The sequence below is a fragment of the Amycolatopsis sp. lyj-112 genome (genome assembly GCF_046549055.1).
GTDB lineage: Bacteria > Actinomycetota > Actinomycetes > Mycobacteriales > Pseudonocardiaceae > Amycolatopsis.
The window spans coordinates 939,172-954,663 of the sequence record NZ_JAJPWS010000002.1 but is presented as its reverse complement, the minus strand read 5'-3'; the positions used below and the strand labels follow the sequence as shown (position 1 = coordinate 954,663).

The following is a 15,492-nucleotide window of genomic DNA, read 5'->3' as shown; positions in this document are numbered from 1 at the left end:
TCGGAACGCTCCCGCCGGGTTTCCGGCGGGAGCGTTTTTCGATCAGGCCAGGGCCGGTTTCACCGCGGAGAACCGGAGAACGTTGCCGATCAGTTCGTCCTCCGGCCAGTCGACCACGCTGCTTTCGGAGAGCCCCGGCAGTTTCAGCGAAACCGCCGACGGGACGACCCCGCCTTCCCAGCCGTGTTCCACGGTCCAATGCAGTGCGATGACGGCGGGCTGCTCCGCGGTCAAGACCGTGTACGGCGTTTCGGTGCCTTCGTAGCGTGGTTCCGTGCCGAGGGAGGCACCTTCTTCGTCGAGGAAGGTGACGTCGGCCGGTGCTCCCTGCAGGGAACAGCTCCCGGCCGTGACGCTGATCTTCAAGTCCGCGTAGCGGTGGCCGAGGGCCCGATCGGCCTCTCCGAAGGTGAAGGACAGGTCGCTCGCCTCGCAGGTCGGGATTTCGGCCGCCGTCGCGGGTACGGCGAAGTTGTCCGGCTCAGCCGCCGGAGTGCATGTCCTCGGCCTCGGGGACGCAGTCGTCGTCCGGGTCGTTGAGCCAGCCGTGCGGCAGCGTGACCTTGCCCGGCGAACCCTGACGCCCACGCGGACCGTCGGCGTTGTCGGGGAAGGGTGCGCTGTGGTCGAGCTGGGCGATGAGGTCGTCCAGCTCGGTCAGGCTGGACACCATGGCGAACCCGCGGCGCAGCTCGGAGCCGACCGGGAAGTTCATGAAGTACCAGGCCATGTGCTTGCGCAGGTCACGCAATGCCTTGGTGTGGCCGTCGTGCTCGACGAGCAGCTCCGCGTGCCGGCGCAGCACCTTCGCGACCTCGCCGAGGTTCGGCGGCGTGGGCAGCTCACGCCCGGCGAACGCGGCTTCCAGCTCGCCGAACAGCCACGGCCGTCCGAGGCAGCCGCGGCCGACGACGACGCCGTCGCAGCCGGTCTCGGCGACCATGCGAAGAGCGTCGTCCGCGCAGAAGATGTCACCGTTGCCGAGCACCGGGATACCGGTGACGGCCTCCTTGAGCGCGGCGATCTTCGTCCAGTCGGCCTGACCGGAGTAGCGCTGAGCGGCGGTGCGCGCGTGCAGGCTGACCGCCGCGGCGCCCTCGGCCTCGGCGATCCGCCCGGCGTCGAGGTAGGTCAGGTGGTCGTCGTCGATGCCGACGCGGAACTTGACCGTGAACGGCACGTCCGCCTCGGCCGCGGCCTTCGCCGACTCGCGCACGATGTCGGCGAACAACTTCCGCTTGAACGGCAGCGCCGCCCCGCCGCCCTTGCGCGTCACCTTCGCCACCGGACAGCCGAAGTTGCTGTCGATATGGTCGGCGAGGCCTTCGCCGGTGATGATGCGGATGGCCTCGGCCATGGTCTTCGGGTCGACCCCGTAAAGCTGCATGGACCTGGGCTTTTCGTTCTCGCCGAAGGTCATCATGTGCATGGTGGCGGGGTGCCGTTCGACCACCGCGCGGGCGGTGATCATTTCGCAGACGTAGATACCGGCGCCGTACTCCTGGCACAGCTGCCGGAAGGCGACGTTGGTGATGCCGGCCATGGGAGCGAGCACGACCGGCGGATCGACCTCGTAGGGGCCGATCTTCAGGCTGGGCTTGCGTAGGGTGGCGGTCACGTCCTCCATTGTCGCCTGTGGTGTCCATCACCCGCAGGTGGGCTCGAACTCCAGGTGCACTTCGAACTGGTCCGGCGGGATCTTCTTCATGATCTCGATGAGATCCAGGGCCATGTCCCGGGCTTCGGATCTCGACCGGCCCTGCGTTATGCCGACTCCAGCGATCTTGACGGCCCAGAACCGGCCGTCACGCACCGCGGTTCCCTGATAGGTCTTCATTCGGTCCGATCGGTGAGGCTTCCACTATGACTGTGTGGATTTTGGGACATCTGACGTCCCTAAATCCACACAGTGATCGAGCGTTCACCTGGTCTTGCGACTCGTGCGACTCCCTTGCCGCGACCGCATCGTCATCACGATTGAGTAGTGCTACGGATCCATCCGGGCCCTCGAGGATTCATGCTGGTCGCCATGACCACCGATGGGGATGTGCTCCTCAGGCTCGCCGGGGAGATCGACGATCTTGGGCGCCGTCTGGCGCATGTCGGCACCGAGTTGCGGACCGTCCAGTCCGGGACCACGCCGGAGCAGCCGCAGACAGAGCAGACGCCCGAGCAGGCACCCCAGGAGCAGGCGGCACAGCAGGCTCCTCAGCCGCAGGTGCCGCAGCAGCAGGCACCCCAGCCGCAGCCGGCCGCACCCCAGCCGACACCCCAACCACCGCAGCAGCCGGTGTACCCCCAGCCCCCGCAGTACTTCCCCCACCCCCACTACCAGCAGGCCCAGTACGCGCAGCAGCAGTACGCGCAGGCCCAGTACCAGCAGCACTACCGCCAGCAGCAGTACCAGCAGCCGCGCCCGCCGCAGCAGCCGTACCGGCCCTACCAGCCGGCCCCGAAGGTGTCGCTGGCCGAGAGGCTGACCAAGGAAGGCGCCGGAAGCAGGCTGCTGGCCTGGGTCGGTGGCGCGGTCACGCTGCTCGGCATCGTCCTGTTGCTCGTGCTCGCCATCCAGCGCGGCTGGTTCGGCCCGCTGCCGCGGGTGATCGTGGGTGCCGCTCTCGGGCTCACGCTCGTCGGGATCGGCTTGCGGCTGCACCGCACTCCGGCAGGTCGCACGGGGGCGTTCGCGCTCGCCGCGACCGGTATCGCGACGCTGTACCTCGACGCCATCGCCGCGACGACGATTTTCGAGTACCTCCCGGCCTACGCCGGTCTCGCGCTCGGGCTTCTGATCGCGGTCGGCGGGTTGCTGCTGGCCGTGCGGTGGAAGTCGTCGCTGCTCGGGACGGCCGTCGTGCTCGGCTCCGTGGTCTGCGCGCCGTTGATCACCCAGGGTTTCACTCCCGAGCTGGTCGCGTTCCTGCTGGTGGTCCAGGCCGCCTCGACGCCGGTGCAGTTGCGCCAGTCGTGGCCGTCGGTCGCGGTCGCCGCGGGGATCCCGCCGCTGGTCGCGTCGGTCTTCAGTACCGCGTTCACCGGTCTCGGCGGCAGTGCCGCGAACACTGCCGCCGCGCTGGCCGCGGGCGGTCTCGGCCTCGCGCTCGCCGTGGTCGTCACCATCAAACGTCCCGGGGACGCCGCCGCGCTCGCCCTGCTCGGCGCCGCACCCGCGCCTGCCCTGCTCGCCGCGTTGTTCCTGCCGAAGACCCAGGCCGTGATCGTGACCGCGTCGGTCGCGCTGGTGCTGCTCGGGGTGTGGGCCGCCGGTCAGTGGCTCAACGGCTGGACGGGCGACCTCGCCGGTGCCGCCGGTCTCCTGGCGGCGCTGCAGACGACGATGACCCTGTTCGACGGCAGTGCCCGGTCGGCGATCCTGATCGGCGAAGGTGTCCTGCTGGCGCTCGTCGCCTTGTGGACCAAGAAGCATGTCGCGCTGTTCGGCGGGCTCGGGTTCGCCGTCATCGGCGGGATCATCGCGCTGGCCTTCGACGTTCCGCCGACGCTGTTCTTCCTGGTCAAGAACCGCGCGGACGGCGACCTCGCCGCCGCCTTGCTGGTGGCCGTCGCGATCCTGGTCGTCTCGATCACGCTTCCGTGGGTCGCGCACCGGCTCGGGCTGTTCAAGGCGGCGTCGGAGAACGTGGTCCCGTGGCTCTTCGCCGGCGTCTGCGCGCTCTACGGCGCGGGTGCGATGGTGCTGTGCGGCGCGCTCCTGGCCGTCCCGGGCCGTTCGGGCTTCCTGCTCGGCCACGTGGTGATCACGGTGTCCTGGACGGTCGCCGCACTGGTGCTGCTCATCCGTGGCATCTCGGTGGTCGGCCTGCGGGTGATCGGGCTGGTGCTGGTCGGCGCGGCCGTGCTGAAGCTGGTCCTGTTCGACCTCGCCGCGCTCGACGGCCTCGCCAGGGTCGCCGCCTTCCTCTGCGCCGGTCTGGTCCTGCTCGGCGCGGGTACGCGCTACGCCAAGCTCGTCGCGTCTCGCTGAGCGGTTCAGGAAGAAAAGCCGGCGGGTCGTGGTTGGTTCGGGCAGAGCGTCCGATATGCGATGGGGGTCAACGACTCATGAGCTACCAACCCGACCCGCGGCTGGCCGTCCGGGCGAAGGAGAAGGTCGCCTGGCTGACCACGATCAGCCCCAAGGGCCGTCCCTCTCCCCGCCCGGTGTGGTTCGTGCTCGACGGTGACGACGTCATCGTCTTCAGCCGGCCGGACACCGCCAAGACCCGGCACATCGAAGGCAACGCCGAGGTCAGCATCCACTTCAACAGCGACGAGTACGGCGGCTCGATCCTGGTGATCGGCGGCCGCGCCGAGATCCTGCCGGACGGCCTTCCCTCGGAGCAGCCGGGTTTCCTCGACAAGTACGAGGAGAACTACCCGGCGATCGACTACGACGCCGCGAAGTTCGACAAGGAGTACCACGTCCGGATCAGGATCCGGCCGGAACGCACCTGGGGCTTCTGAGGTTCTAGAAGCCGACGGTCACACAGGCCAGCCGGGCCCCGGCGGTCCCGGCGTGACCCGGGTGGGTGTGCGTATGGGTTTCGTGGATCACGATCGAATTCGCCCGCCGCTCACCGAATGTCCAGTCCACTTTGGACACGGCGACGCCGCGGCCGGTGGCGTCGGAGGTGAGGTCCAGCCAGATCTCGTTGCGGGGGTTGGCATAGGCCGGATCCACCGACGGCTTCACCGGGTCTTCGATGTTCTGGTAGTGCGGGCCGGCGAGGTCGCCGGTGGCGCCACACATCTTCGAGTGCGCGTGCGCGCCGTATTCACGGTTGGGCAGCAGACCGGTCACGAGGACGGCGACGGAGGTTCCGAAAGCCTTCGAGGTCAACCCGAAGACGTGTGCGCGAGCGCCGGGCGGGACCAGTTCCGGTTTGTAGCTCGTCAGGCCGCTCTTGGCGGTGATGACGTGCACCCGGGAATCGGGGGCGGCGGCGGTAGCCGGTCCGGCTCCGGAACTGAGGGCCAGTGCGGCGGTGGACACAACGAGGGCGAGTGCGGGGACGGGGCGCATACCCCTTGCCTAGCCTGCTCGATGCCGGACCCGCCAGAACTACCACTCGAACGGATCAGCAATTTCAATCTGATGGAACTAGAAAGTCCGCGCCATAACGTCTAAGAGGGCGGTGGCGGGGCATGGATGGCAGGTCAAGTGAGTTCCAATCCTCCCGACCGCACCTGGCTGGTCGCGGTCGCCGCGGCCTTGTGGGGCACCGACGGTCTCTTGCGCCTCCCGCTCGCCGAGGCGCTCCCCGCGGCCACGGTCGTCTTCTGGGAGCACCTGCTGGTGGTGCTCGTCCTCAGCCCGCTCATCCCGGGCGCTTTCCGTGCGCTGCGCCGGTGCGGCCCGAGGGAATGGCTGGCCGTGCTCGCCATCGGCGGCGGCTCGTCCGCGCTCGCGACGGCGATGTTCACCGCGGCCTTCAAACTCGGCGACCCGGTGACGCCGTTGGTGCTGCAGAAGCTGCAGCCTGTGTTCGCCGTCCTCGCCGCGTTCTTCGTACTCGGTGAGCGCGTGCGCGCGGGCTACGCGTTCTTCGTGATCCCCGCGCTGCTGGGTGCGTGGCTGCTGGCGTTCAAGAATCCGCTAGACATCCAGTTCGCCGCGGCGAAGGCGGCGCTGCTCGCGATCGGCGCGGCCGTGTTGTGGGCCGCGGGTACGGTGCTCGGCCGGATGGTTTCCACCGAACTGGCGCCGAAAGAGGTCACCACACTCCGGTTCACCGTCGGTCTTCCGGTCGCGGCGGGCATCGTGGCCTACCAGGGCGGCGCGTTCGCGGTCGGCTGGGACAACGCGCTCGGACTCGGACTTCTCGCGCTGGTCCCCGGTTTGCTGGCGCTCAGCCTGTACTACTGGGGACTGCGATCGACCCCGGCCGCCAGGGCTACGTTGGCGGAGCTGGCTTTCCCCGTCACAGCGGCCGTTATCGGCGTATCGTTCCTGAACGCGCATTTGTCCGGTACACAGTGGCTGGGCCTGGCCGTCGTGGTCGTCACCGTGACCTCGCTCGGCTGGCACGAGAAGGTCCGGCGTCAACCGATGGTCTTGGAGCCGCTGAGTGGTCGAGCACACCGGAGAGTCGAAGAACGAACGCCTGACCCGCAACGTCAATGAGCTCCTGCAAGAACTCCGCGTCGCGCAGGCCGGTGTCCAGATCCTCTTCGGGTTCCTGCTCACGGTGGTGTTCACCGACGAGTTCCACGAGGCGAGCGGGTTCGAGAAGGCCGTCCACTTGTCGGCCGTCGTGCTCACGGTCAGTTCGACCGTGCTGCTGACGGCGCCCGCCGCGTGGCACCGGCTGCTGTTCCGCACCGGTGCCCGCGAGCAGATCCTCACCGTCGGCAACCGTTCGGTCCTGGCCGGGCTCGGCTGCTTGGCCGCCGCGATCACCACGACCGTCACGCTCATCGGCAAGGTCGTCTACGGCCCGATCGCGATGATCGTCCTCGGGGTGGTGTCGGCGTCGCTGTTCGTCGTCATGTGGTTCCTCGTGCCGAGGCGGATCGGCCGCGAAATGGACGACGACACGGCCTAGCGCCAAACGCGGACAGGAGTCCCGTCCGGCAGGCCGAACGCGGCGGGCGCGACCGTCGCCGGATCTTCCGGGCTCATGCCGTCGAGCACGCGCCGGGAGCCGATCCACGAGAACATCGCCTTGACCGAAGGCGAGTAGGCGGCGCCGTCCTTCGCGACTTCGCGTTCGAGCACGCGGTAGCCCTGTTCCGCGCGTTCGACCAGGTAGACCATCGGCTGCCGGAACCCGCTGCCCGTGACGAGACCTCCGCCGTTCTCGCGCGCGACCTCGTCGCAGGTCGCGACGAGACCGACCTTGACCCGTTCGCCGTCCGGCCGGGTCTCGATCACCTTCTGCGTGCACACCCAGCGGACGTCGGCGAGGCCGGAGTTCGACGCGAGGATCCCGGACCACGCGTTCGCGCGCAGGTGCTCGTCGATCGACGGCAGTGCCTCGCGGACCACGGTGTCGTCCACGGACGGCATCTCGGCCACGATCCACCAGGCCGCCGCGGCCACGACCACGCCGACCCCGGCGAGTACCGGCCAGCGTTTGACCCGTTTCGGCGTTTCGATGACCGCCGGAGCGTTCCCCATGGGACGAAGCTACCGACCGGGGCAAGTGTTCATCCGCGGTTCGGGACACGTTGCCTCCGCGAACGTAGGTTGCGGCCGTGAACGACTCTTCCAGACGGACTTTCCTGCGCGGTGCCGGCGTGCTCGGCGCCGGTGCGGCGATGTCCGCGTTGCCCACGCTCGGCGCCCCGGCGGCGTCCGCGACCTTCGGCCATCACGGTCCGGACGCCGACGACGGCCGCTTCACCCTCGCGGTCCTGCCGGACACCCAGTACCTCTTCGACGCCGACCGCGGTGACCCCGCGCCGTTGGACGCCACCCTGCGGTACGTGACGGGAGGCGACGAGAACATCGTCTTCCTGGCGCACCTCGGCGACCTCACCGAGAACGGGCAGCCGGGCGAGTTCGACCAGATCAGCCGCTCGTTCCAGCACCTGGATCGCCGCCGGTTCCCCTACAGCACGCTGGCGGGCAACCACGACATCAAGTCCTCGACCGACGACCAGCGCGGGCGTACGCCGTACCTCGACGCGTTCGGCCCGCAGCGCCAACGCGGTTCCAGGACGTTCCGCGGCGCGAGCCCGGACGGCTACAACAGCCACCACGTGTTCCGCGCGGGCGGGCGCGAGTGGCTGCTGCTGGCGCTCGACTGGCGGCCGTCCGCGGGCGGGCTGGAGTGGGCGCGGTCGGTGCTCGCGCGGAATCCGCGTCTCCCGGCGATCCTGACCATCCACGAACTGGTGTGGGCCGACGAAGCGGGCCAGGCGCAGCTCTCCGAGTTCGGGCAGAAGGTGTGGGACGAACTGATCGCCGGGAACGACCAGATCTTCCTGACGCTCAACGGGCACTACTGGCCGCCGGGCCGCGCGGTGAAGCAGAACAAGGCCGGTCACGACGTCCACCTGCACATCGCCAACTACCAGGACCGCTACTACGGCGGCAGCGCGATGATCCGGCTCTACCGGTTCGACCTCGCGCGGAACATGATCGACGTCCGCACGTTCTCGCCGTGGCTGGCCGAACAGGCACCGCGGCTGAACGAGTTGCAGCGGCAGGAGATCGAACGCACCGGCGCGGCGGACTACTTCAGCATGGAGATCGACTTCGAGCGCCGGTTCGCCGCCTTCGCGCCGGTGCCGGTCCCGCCCGCGCGGCCCGCCGGACGGCAGGTGATCCGCGGAACCGTGGCGTACTGGCGGTTCGAGGGACAGGACGGCGCGCCGGTCTCCGGTGTCCGCGACCTGTCCGGCCGCGGCAACGACCTGGTCCGGGTGACCGTGCCCGGCAGCCCCGAAGAAACCCTGCGGTTCTCGGCGGAGTTCTCCGGGCGGCAGCCGTCGCGGTCGAGCCTGCGGTTCGAGGGCGGCAAGAAACCGGCTCGCGGGGCCTATCTGCGCACGGCGGACTCCGCGCCGATGAACGCGGAGACGTTCTCGCGCGGCTACACGGTCGAGGCGTTCGTGAAACTGCCAGCGGATTTCAAGGACGGCAAGCATTCCTGGGCCGCGCTCTTCGGCAGGCAGGGGTCCGGCGGCAAGGCGGGCAAGACCGGCGACGATCCGGGCGAGCCGGCCGCGACACTGTCCCTTTCGGACGGTGCCGCGTTCCAATGGGCGGTGTTCCCGGTGAACCAGAATGGGATCTCCACCTGCTGGGGGCACGAACTCGCGCTGGAGGAATGGCTGCACGTCGCCGCGGTCAACGACGGCAGGCGGACGACGCTGTACGTCGACGGCTGCCCGGTGCTGCGGAACCCCGAGACGCCGGCGGCGGGGATCGCGAATCCCGGCGGCTCTTGGCTGATCGGCGCCTACGCCTACGACTCGATCGTCGAGCAGGCGTTCCACGGCTGGCTGGGCGACGTCCGGGTGGTGGGGCGAGCGCTGGAACCCCGCGAGTTCATGCTCGGCTGAGTCGCCACTCGGCCGAACGGCACAGGGCAGTACATCGTGGCAGTACATCGTGCGCGGTAATGGTGGGTTCCGGCCCCCATTATCGCGCACGATCATTTCCGGGTGAATGCCGGGTCCCTCTTGACAAGGGGTGGACAATAAAAAATCGGCGCCCGATCAGAAATGCCTGATCGTAACGCCGAACCTGTTAGCAGTCTAAACGCTGTGAGGGAACTTGTCAAATCAGGGGTACGACGAGGAATTGCGATCCGAAGGGGAGTACATCGCCTCGCTCTACGGACGGCTGGACGCCGAACGAGTGCGGGTGAACGGTGCGTATGCGGACGCACTACGGGGAGAAGGGCTCGCGCTGTCGGACCGTGAAGTCTCCGTCAGCACGAAGGCCCGGGAGATGGCCCGGCTGAAGATCGCCGACGAGGGTCTTTGTTTCGGTCGTTTGGACGCCCTTTCGGGCGACCGGACCTACATCGGCCGAATCGGCCTTTTCGACGACGAGAACGACTACGAACCCTTACTGGTGGATTGGCGGGCGCCGGCGTCGCGCGCGTTCTATTGCGCGACCGGTGCGTCCCCGGACGGAATGTCTCGGCGCCGCCAGTTCCGCACTCTCGGCCGCCGGATCCTCGATTTCACCGACGAGGTGCTCGGCCGTCCGGATTCGGGGGAGGAACGGGGTGACGCGGCGCTGCTGGCCGCGGTCAACGCGCCGCGCGGTGAGGGAATGCGGGACATCGTCGCGACGATCCAGGCCGAGCAGGACGAGATCATCCGCCTGGAGCACGCCGGGGTGGTGGTCGTGGAGGGCGGACCGGGGACCGGCAAGACGGTGGTGGCGCTGCACCGGGTCGCGTACCTGCTGTACACGAAACGCGAGCGCATGGAGCGGCGTGGCGTGCTCGTGGTCGGGCCGAGCAGCGGCTTCCTCGACCACATCGGCCGGGTCCTGCCGTCGCTCGGCGAGACCAGCGTCGTTTTCGCGACGCCGGGTGACCTCGTCCCCGGCCTGCACACCGAACGCGAGGACCCGCCGCCGGTCCAGCGGCTCAAGGGCTCCCTGGCGATGCTGGACGTGCTCGCGGCGGCGGTGGCGGACCGCCAGGAACTGCCGGCGGGACCGGAGGCGATCGAACTCGACGACATCACCGTCCCGCTCGACGCCGAGGTCGTGGCGGCCGCGCGGCAGGTGGCCCGGGACACCGGTCTCGTGCACAACGAGGCCAAGGCCGTCTTCGAAGGCGAGGTGGTCGCCGCGCTCACCGAGCGCGCGGTAGGCCTCATCGGCAAGGGCTGGCTGCCCGAGAACGACACGCACGCCCGTCCGGACCTGGAGAAGAACGTCCGGCGCGAACTCGAGGCCAGCCTGCGGCTCGGGGCGGTACTCGACGGCCTGTGGCCGGTGCTGACGCCGCAACGGCTGCTCTCCGGTCTCTACGGCTCTCCGGAACGGCTGCGGGCGGCCGGCGCCGATCCGGCGCTGTTCCGCGAGGACGCGGCGGCGTGGACGGTCTCCGACGTGCCGCTGCTGGACGAGGCCGTCGAACTGCTCGGCTGGGACCGCACCGCGGAACGCCGGGTGGAGGCGCGGCGGAAGCGGGCCCTGGAGGAGTACGCGGAGCGCGTGCTGGACCTCATCGAGGTCGAGGAGGACCACGACGACTACGAGTTCGCGCTCCGGCCGACGGACGTGCTGAAGGCGGAGGACCTGGCGGAACGCTTCGCGGAGCGCGACGAACGGGATCTGGCCGAACGCGCGGCGGCGGACCGGGACTGGACCTACGGCCACGTCGTGGTCGACGAGGCGCAGGAACTGTCCGAAATGGACTGGCGGGTGCTGATGCGGCGCTGCCCCAGCCGGTCGTTCACCGTGGTCGGGGATCTGGTGCAGCGCCGGTCCCCGGCGGGCGCGCGATCGTGGGACGCGATGCTTTCCCGCTATGTCGCCGATCGGTGGGCGTACCGGAAACTGACCGTCAACTACCGGACGCCGTCGGAGATCATGGCGGTGGCGGCCTCGTTGCTCGCGAGCTTCGCGCCTGGCGCCGAGCCGCCGGATTCGGTGCGCTCCTGCGGAGTCCGGCCTTGGGCCCGTCGAGTGTCCGAAGTGGACATCGAAGAGTCCGTCGCGAAATTCGTTCGAGAGGAATCGGGACGCGAAGGGACCTCGGTGGTCATCGGGCCGCCGGGAGTGGCGGGCGCGATCGCGCCTTCGGCGGCCAAGGGACTGGAGTACGACGCCGTCCTGGTGGTGGCGCCGGAACGGATCCTCGCGGAGGGTCCGAGCGGTGAGGCGGAACTGTACGTCGCGCTGACGCGGGCGACTCAGCGGCTCGGCGTGCTGCACACCGGCCCGTTGCCGAAAGTGCTTCGCGGGCTCGACACCGGGCAGCGGACTCCGGACGCGTACCTGCGCTGCGTCTGACTCGCCGCGTGTCCGGCTCCGTGAATGCCATGAACGGGTCGTTCCTTGCGAAATTTGCAAGGAACGACCCGTTCATGGCCTTGGACCGGGGGCGTTATCGAGTCAAGTTACCCCAGGCGTATGTCTGTTTTGCGAGCTTCAAGTACACGAAGGTCTCGGTGCTGACGACACCCGGGATGGGCCGGATGTCGTCGTTCAGCACACTCAACAGGTGTTCGTCGTCCCGGCAGGCGACCTCGGCGAGCAGGTCGTAAGTTCCCGCGGTGAGCACGACGTAATGGACGTCCGGCAACCCGGTGAGCTGGTCGGAGACCGCTCGTGGATCGCCTTGGACCTTGATCCCGACCATCGCCTGGCGGCCGAGTCCGACATTCGTCGGATCCGTGACCGCGACGATCTGCATCGTCTCGTCCCGCAACAGCCGCTGAACACGCTGGCGTACAGCGCCTTCCGACAGCCCGACGGCTTTGGCGAGCGCCGTGAACGAGGCCCGCCCGTCGACTTGTAGCAGAGCGATCAGAGTGCGATCGGTATTGTCCAAACCTCTTGGCGTGCGCTGCTCCATCTGCGCGCGTGGTTCGTCACCCATGCCGTCCCTCCCTTTGTTTCGGCATGCGATTCTTGTCGCGCAGCGTATCGATCAATGTCCAGAATGCTACCGCCGTTAAGTTGTTTGTCGCGTTTCACTTTTCCGGCACCGCCACACGATGGAATCTGCTGCCGGGATGCGGATGCGCCGAGGTTTCCGTCAGCGCCTCAGCCGAGGTCGCGTTTCAGCAGGTCTTCCTCGGTTTCGCGCCGGACGAGCAGGGTGGCGATGCCCCGCGAGACGCCGATCACCGGCGGCCTGCCGACGAGGTTGTAGTTCGAAGCGAGTGAATGGTGGTAAGCCCCGGTGCATGGCACGGCGAGCAGGTCGCCGGGGTGGACGTCGTCGGGGAGGGCGAGCGCGTCGGCGAGGACGTCGCCCGATTCGCAGTGCCGCCCGACCACCGTCATCGGCCGTCGGACCGCGCGGCTGCGCCTTCCTATCAAGCGAGCGATATACACCGCCCCGTAGAGCGCCGGCCGGGCGTTGTCGCTCATCCCGCCGTCCACGGCCACGAACGTGCGCGAGCCGCGTTTCACCGCGCAGACGCGGTACACGGTGATGCCGGCGGGCCCGACGATCGCGCGGCCGGGTTCGATTGTCAACCGTGGCAACGGGAAGCCGTGGGAAGTGCATTCGTAGGCGAGGGCGACCCGCAGACGGCGCACGTAGCCGTCGATGTCGAAGCCGGCATCGCCGGGCAGATAGCGGACGGCGTGGCCGCCGCCGAGGTCCAGTTCCCGCAGCGTGATGCCGTGGGTCTCCCGGATCCGGACGAGTACCCCGGCCATCTTGCGGGCGGCCAGTTCGTAGAAGTCCACACGGGACACTTGCGAGCCGATGTGGCAGTGCAGCCCGGCCAGCCGCAGTCCCGGTTGGGCGAGCACGGCCGAGACCGCGCGGTCCAGGTTGTCGCGGACTTCTTCGCGCAGCGAGAAACCGAACTTCTGTCCCTCGGTCCCGGTGGTGATCGCCGCGTGTGTGCCGGCCGCGACGTCCGGCGTCACGCGGATCAGCACCTGCTGCGCGCCGGTGGCGAGCGCGCCCAGCTGCTCGATCTCGTCGAGCGAGTCCACGACGATCCGGCGGACACCGTAGGAGAGCGCGGCTTTGAGGTCCTCGGGCGTTTTCGCGTTGCCGTGCAGCAGGATTCGTTCGGGGGGAAAACCGACCGACCGCGCCACGGTGATCTCGCCCGCCGAGCAGGTGTCGAGGGAAAGCCCTTCCTCGGCGACCCAGCGCAGCACCGCCCGCGTGCACAACGCCTTGCTCGCGTACGCGACTTCGGCGTCCGGCAGCGCCCGCCGGTACGCGCGGGCGTTCTGCCGGACCTCGTCCTCGTCGAGCAGGTACGCCGGTGTCCCGAACTTCGCGGCGAGGTGGGACACCGGCGCGCCCGCGAACAGCAGTTCCCCGCCCGGGCCGAGCTTGGTGCTCCTGGGCCAGACCCCGGGTTCGAGGTGGTCTGCGGCTTCACAGCCGAGGCTGGGCAGGAACTCGCTGAGCGTCACGGTTACCTCCGCGTCGATCGGTCAGTGCACTGCCAGCACAACTCCGATCGGCCCGGCCCGGCCGCTCCGCAGACACGTCTCTGACGTCGTGAGTGGCCTCACTGACGCGTTCTTGACGTGCGAGTAACCCCGGCCACAGTGTTCGGGTGGACCAGGGTCAGCGAACCGGCTCCGGGACGGTGTCCAGCGCCCGCACCATGTGCACGGCCAGGGAGAACGCCGCCTCGTTGTCGAGGGTGGTGTGTTCGTTGACGATCTTCTTCACGCTGTCGACCCGCATCTCGTAGCGGGAGACGGGGACGGTGTCGGCGTTCATGGTGATCCTCTATTCGGTTGTTTCGGGCTTCGTGGCGCAGGTGCAGCCACGGCTGAACCCGCCGGCCGCGGTCGCGGTGCAGAATCGCCGGGCGATCGCGTCGTGCGCGGACAGGGGGTGCGGGCAGTTCGGGCACCTGTCGTCGGCGGCGGGCTCGGCCGTATCGCCGAGTGAGTGGACGGCGGTCATCGCGCACCTGCCGTCGCCTGAGCGCGCAACGGCGCCCCGACTTCGTGAAGATGTCGAAGCACATACCCGTACGACGCGGCCCAGCCGCACTGCGCGTACTCGATGCCGTTCTTCGCGCAGAACTCTCGCACGATCACCTGCGCGTGCTTGAGGTTCGGCCGCGCCATGCTCGGGAAGAGGTGGTGCTCGATCTGGTAGTTGAGCCCGCCGAGCGCGAAGTCCACGACCGGCCCGCCGCGGACGTTGCGCGAGGTGAGCACCTGCTTGCGCAGGAAGTCGAGCTTGTGTCCGGCAGACAGGGTCGGCATGCCCTTGTGGTTCGGGGCGAACGAGCAGCCCATGTACACGCCCCAAAGGCCTTGGTGCACCGCGATGAACACGAAGCCGACGCCGGGCGAGAGGACCACGAACACCGCTGTCAGGTATGCGGCGACGTGGGCGAGGAACAGCGCGGACTCGAGCTTCCGCCGTTTGAAGCCGGGTTTGACGATCGCCACCACGCTTGACACGTGCAGGTTCAGGCCTTCCAACAACAGCAGCGGGAAGAACAGGTACGCCTGGTATTTCGCCATCCAGCGCAGGAAACCGCGCCGCTCGGCGCCCTGGGCCTTGGTGAAGATGAGCGCGCCGAGGTTGACGTCCGGGTCTTCGTCCTCGTGGTTGGGATTGGCGTGGTGGCGGTTGTGCGTCCCGATCCACCAGCCGTAGCTCAGCCCGGTCAGTCCACCGTGGACGAACCCGGTGGCGTCGTTCGCCTTGCGGCTACGGAAGATCTGCTTGTGCCCGGCATCGTGGCCGATGAAGGAGAGCTGTGTGAACATCATCGCGAAGAAGGCCGCGAGGAAGAGCTGCCACCAGGAATCACCGAGATGGACGAAGGCCACCCAGCCGCCCGCGAACGCGAGCAGGTTCAACGCGATCTTCACCGAGTAGTAGACGCGCCTGCGCTTGAGGAGGTCGGCGTCCTTGACCAATTTGGACAGTGTGGCGAAATCGCTGCCTTGGCTGGAGGGCGAAGCCGCCGGGTCCAGCGACGTCGTGGACGTCATGAGATCACACCGTTCTGGTTCGTGAGAGTTGTCAGTCCAGCAACGGGTTTCAGAACACCGAAGGGGTCTGGTTCGGTTGAGAAAGGCACTGGGGCCCACAACACGCCACGGTAGCTCCGTGGTCTTCGACCAGCGTCCCACGTGGGACCGCCGGAAGCAATTCACCAAAGCAGCACGATCTGGCGTACAGTCAAGGACATCGAGGGAAACTTCCCCCGGTTCCGTCCGATCGCGAGGTTTTCGATCGGAGACAGGAGCACCGGCCAGACATCGATCCCATCGCGCTCTTGGTCCCGCCGGCACCACCCGGCGAGCAGCCGCCCGCCGCGCCTCACGGCGCGCCCCGAGGCGCCCATCAGGGCCACGCCGCGATCGTCGATGGCCACGACCTCTGAGACTGTCACTGT

General features: G+C 68.5%; 17 protein-coding genes. 6 read left to right on the top strand and 11 right to left on the bottom strand.

All coding sequences use genetic code 11. The features are described from left to right. Positions 1-42: 42 nt before the first annotated feature. The 3 genes from ACLJRL_RS11405 to ACLJRL_RS11395 are packed head-to-tail and all read right to left on the bottom strand — an operon-like array spanning position 43 to position 1,837. The gene (locus tag ACLJRL_RS11405) at positions 43-588 is read right to left on the bottom strand and encodes a DUF4232 domain-containing protein (protein WP_410656055.1); all 546 of its coding nucleotides are present in this window, start codon (positions 586-588) and stop codon (positions 43-45) included. After that, a complete protein-coding gene (dusB, locus tag ACLJRL_RS11400; protein WP_410656054.1) occupies positions 482-1,627 on the bottom strand; it encodes a tRNA dihydrouridine synthase DusB in 1,146 nt (381 codons plus the stop codon). Before dusB ends, ACLJRL_RS11405 begins: the two co-directional genes overlap by 107 nt. An 18-nt stretch (positions 1,628-1,645) precedes the next feature. Further along, a complete protein-coding gene (locus ACLJRL_RS11395) occupies positions 1,646-1,837 on the bottom strand; it encodes a hypothetical protein (RefSeq protein WP_410656053.1) in 192 nt (63 codons plus the stop codon). A 192-nt stretch (positions 1,838-2,029) separates the two neighbouring features. On the opposite strand from ACLJRL_RS11395, the gene ACLJRL_RS11390 reads away from it, so the two are divergent. After that, positions 2,030-3,985, top strand: coding sequence for a DUF2339 domain-containing protein (locus ACLJRL_RS11390; protein ID WP_410656052.1), 1,956 nt, complete (start codon positions 2,030-2,032; stop codon positions 3,983-3,985). A 77-nt stretch (positions 3,986-4,062) separates the two neighbouring features. Then, positions 4,063-4,464, top strand: coding sequence for a TIGR03667 family PPOX class F420-dependent oxidoreductase (locus ACLJRL_RS11385; protein WP_410656051.1), 402 nt, complete (start codon positions 4,063-4,065; stop codon positions 4,462-4,464). Between the two features lie 4 nt (positions 4,465-4,468). Here ACLJRL_RS11385 and ACLJRL_RS11380 read toward each other — a convergent pair whose 3' ends face one another. Further along, a complete protein-coding gene (locus ACLJRL_RS11380) occupies positions 4,469-5,023 on the bottom strand; it encodes a superoxide dismutase (RefSeq protein WP_410656050.1) in 555 nt (184 codons plus the stop codon). A 126-nt stretch (positions 5,024-5,149) separates the two neighbouring features. Between ACLJRL_RS11380 and ACLJRL_RS11375 the strand changes: the two genes are divergently transcribed. Together ACLJRL_RS11375 and ACLJRL_RS11370 are read left to right on the top strand one after the other, a co-directional pair. Beyond that, positions 5,150-6,124, top strand: coding sequence for a DMT family transporter (locus ACLJRL_RS11375; protein ID WP_410656049.1), 975 nt, complete (start codon positions 5,150-5,152; stop codon positions 6,122-6,124). Beyond that, positions 6,069-6,545, top strand: a complete 477-nt coding sequence (locus tag ACLJRL_RS11370) for a DUF6328 family protein (protein ID WP_410656048.1) — start codon at positions 6,069-6,071, stop codon at positions 6,543-6,545. The genes ACLJRL_RS11375 and ACLJRL_RS11370 overlap by 56 nt, the downstream gene beginning before the upstream one ends. Here ACLJRL_RS11370 and ACLJRL_RS11365 read toward each other — a convergent pair. Next, the gene (locus tag ACLJRL_RS11365) at positions 6,542-7,120 is read right to left on the bottom strand and encodes a hypothetical protein (RefSeq protein ID WP_410656047.1); all 579 of its coding nucleotides are present in this window, start codon (positions 7,118-7,120) and stop codon (positions 6,542-6,544) included. The genes ACLJRL_RS11370 and ACLJRL_RS11365 overlap by 4 nt on opposite strands. 77 nt (positions 7,121-7,197) lie before the next feature. Here ACLJRL_RS11365 and ACLJRL_RS11360 point away from each other — a divergent pair, with 77 nt between their 5' ends. Further along, complete coding sequence (locus tag ACLJRL_RS11360) at positions 7,198-9,012, top strand: LamG-like jellyroll fold domain-containing protein (RefSeq protein WP_410656046.1); 1,815 nt, start codon at positions 7,198-7,200, stop codon at positions 9,010-9,012. 214 nt (positions 9,013-9,226) lie between these two features. Further along, positions 9,227-11,431, top strand: a complete 2,205-nt coding sequence (gene helR, locus ACLJRL_RS11355; protein WP_410656045.1) for an RNA polymerase recycling motor ATPase HelR — start codon at positions 9,227-9,229, stop codon at positions 11,429-11,431. A gap of 94 nt (positions 11,432-11,525) precedes the next feature. Here the strand turns inward: helR and ACLJRL_RS11350 are convergent, their stop codons facing one another. The 6 genes from ACLJRL_RS11350 to ACLJRL_RS11325 all read right to left on the bottom strand — a co-directional run bounded on the left by ACLJRL_RS11350 (position 11,526) and on the right by ACLJRL_RS11325 (position 15,471). Next, positions 11,526-12,020 (bottom strand): Lrp/AsnC family transcriptional regulator, encoded by a 495-nt coding sequence (locus tag ACLJRL_RS11350; RefSeq protein WP_410656044.1) that lies wholly within the window; start codon positions 12,018-12,020, stop codon positions 11,526-11,528. Positions 12,021-12,187: 167 nt separating this feature from the next. Then, a complete protein-coding gene (gene lysA, locus ACLJRL_RS11345) occupies positions 12,188-13,531 on the bottom strand; it encodes a diaminopimelate decarboxylase (protein ID WP_410656043.1) in 1,344 nt (447 codons plus the stop codon). A gap of 157 nt (positions 13,532-13,688) precedes the next feature. Beyond that, positions 13,689-13,847, bottom strand: coding sequence for a DUF6307 family protein (locus ACLJRL_RS11340; RefSeq protein ID WP_410656042.1), 159 nt, complete (start codon positions 13,845-13,847; stop codon positions 13,689-13,691). Between the two features lie 9 nt (positions 13,848-13,856). Beyond that, positions 13,857-14,036 (bottom strand): RGCVC family protein, encoded by a 180-nt coding sequence (locus tag ACLJRL_RS11335; protein ID WP_410656041.1) that lies wholly within the window; start codon positions 14,034-14,036, stop codon positions 13,857-13,859. Further along, positions 14,033-15,085: a fatty acid desaturase family protein gene (locus ACLJRL_RS11330; RefSeq protein ID WP_410656040.1), complete on the bottom strand. Its 1,053-nt coding sequence runs from the start codon at positions 15,083-15,085 to the stop codon at positions 14,033-14,035. Before ACLJRL_RS11330 ends, ACLJRL_RS11335 begins: the two co-directional genes overlap by 4 nt. Positions 15,086-15,246: 161 nt before the next feature. Then, positions 15,247-15,471 carry a hypothetical protein gene (locus ACLJRL_RS11325; RefSeq protein ID WP_410656039.1) on the bottom strand — a complete coding sequence of 75 codons (225 nt, stop codon included), beginning with the start codon at positions 15,469-15,471 and terminating at the stop codon, positions 15,247-15,249. Between the last annotated feature and the right edge of the window lie 21 nt (positions 15,472-15,492).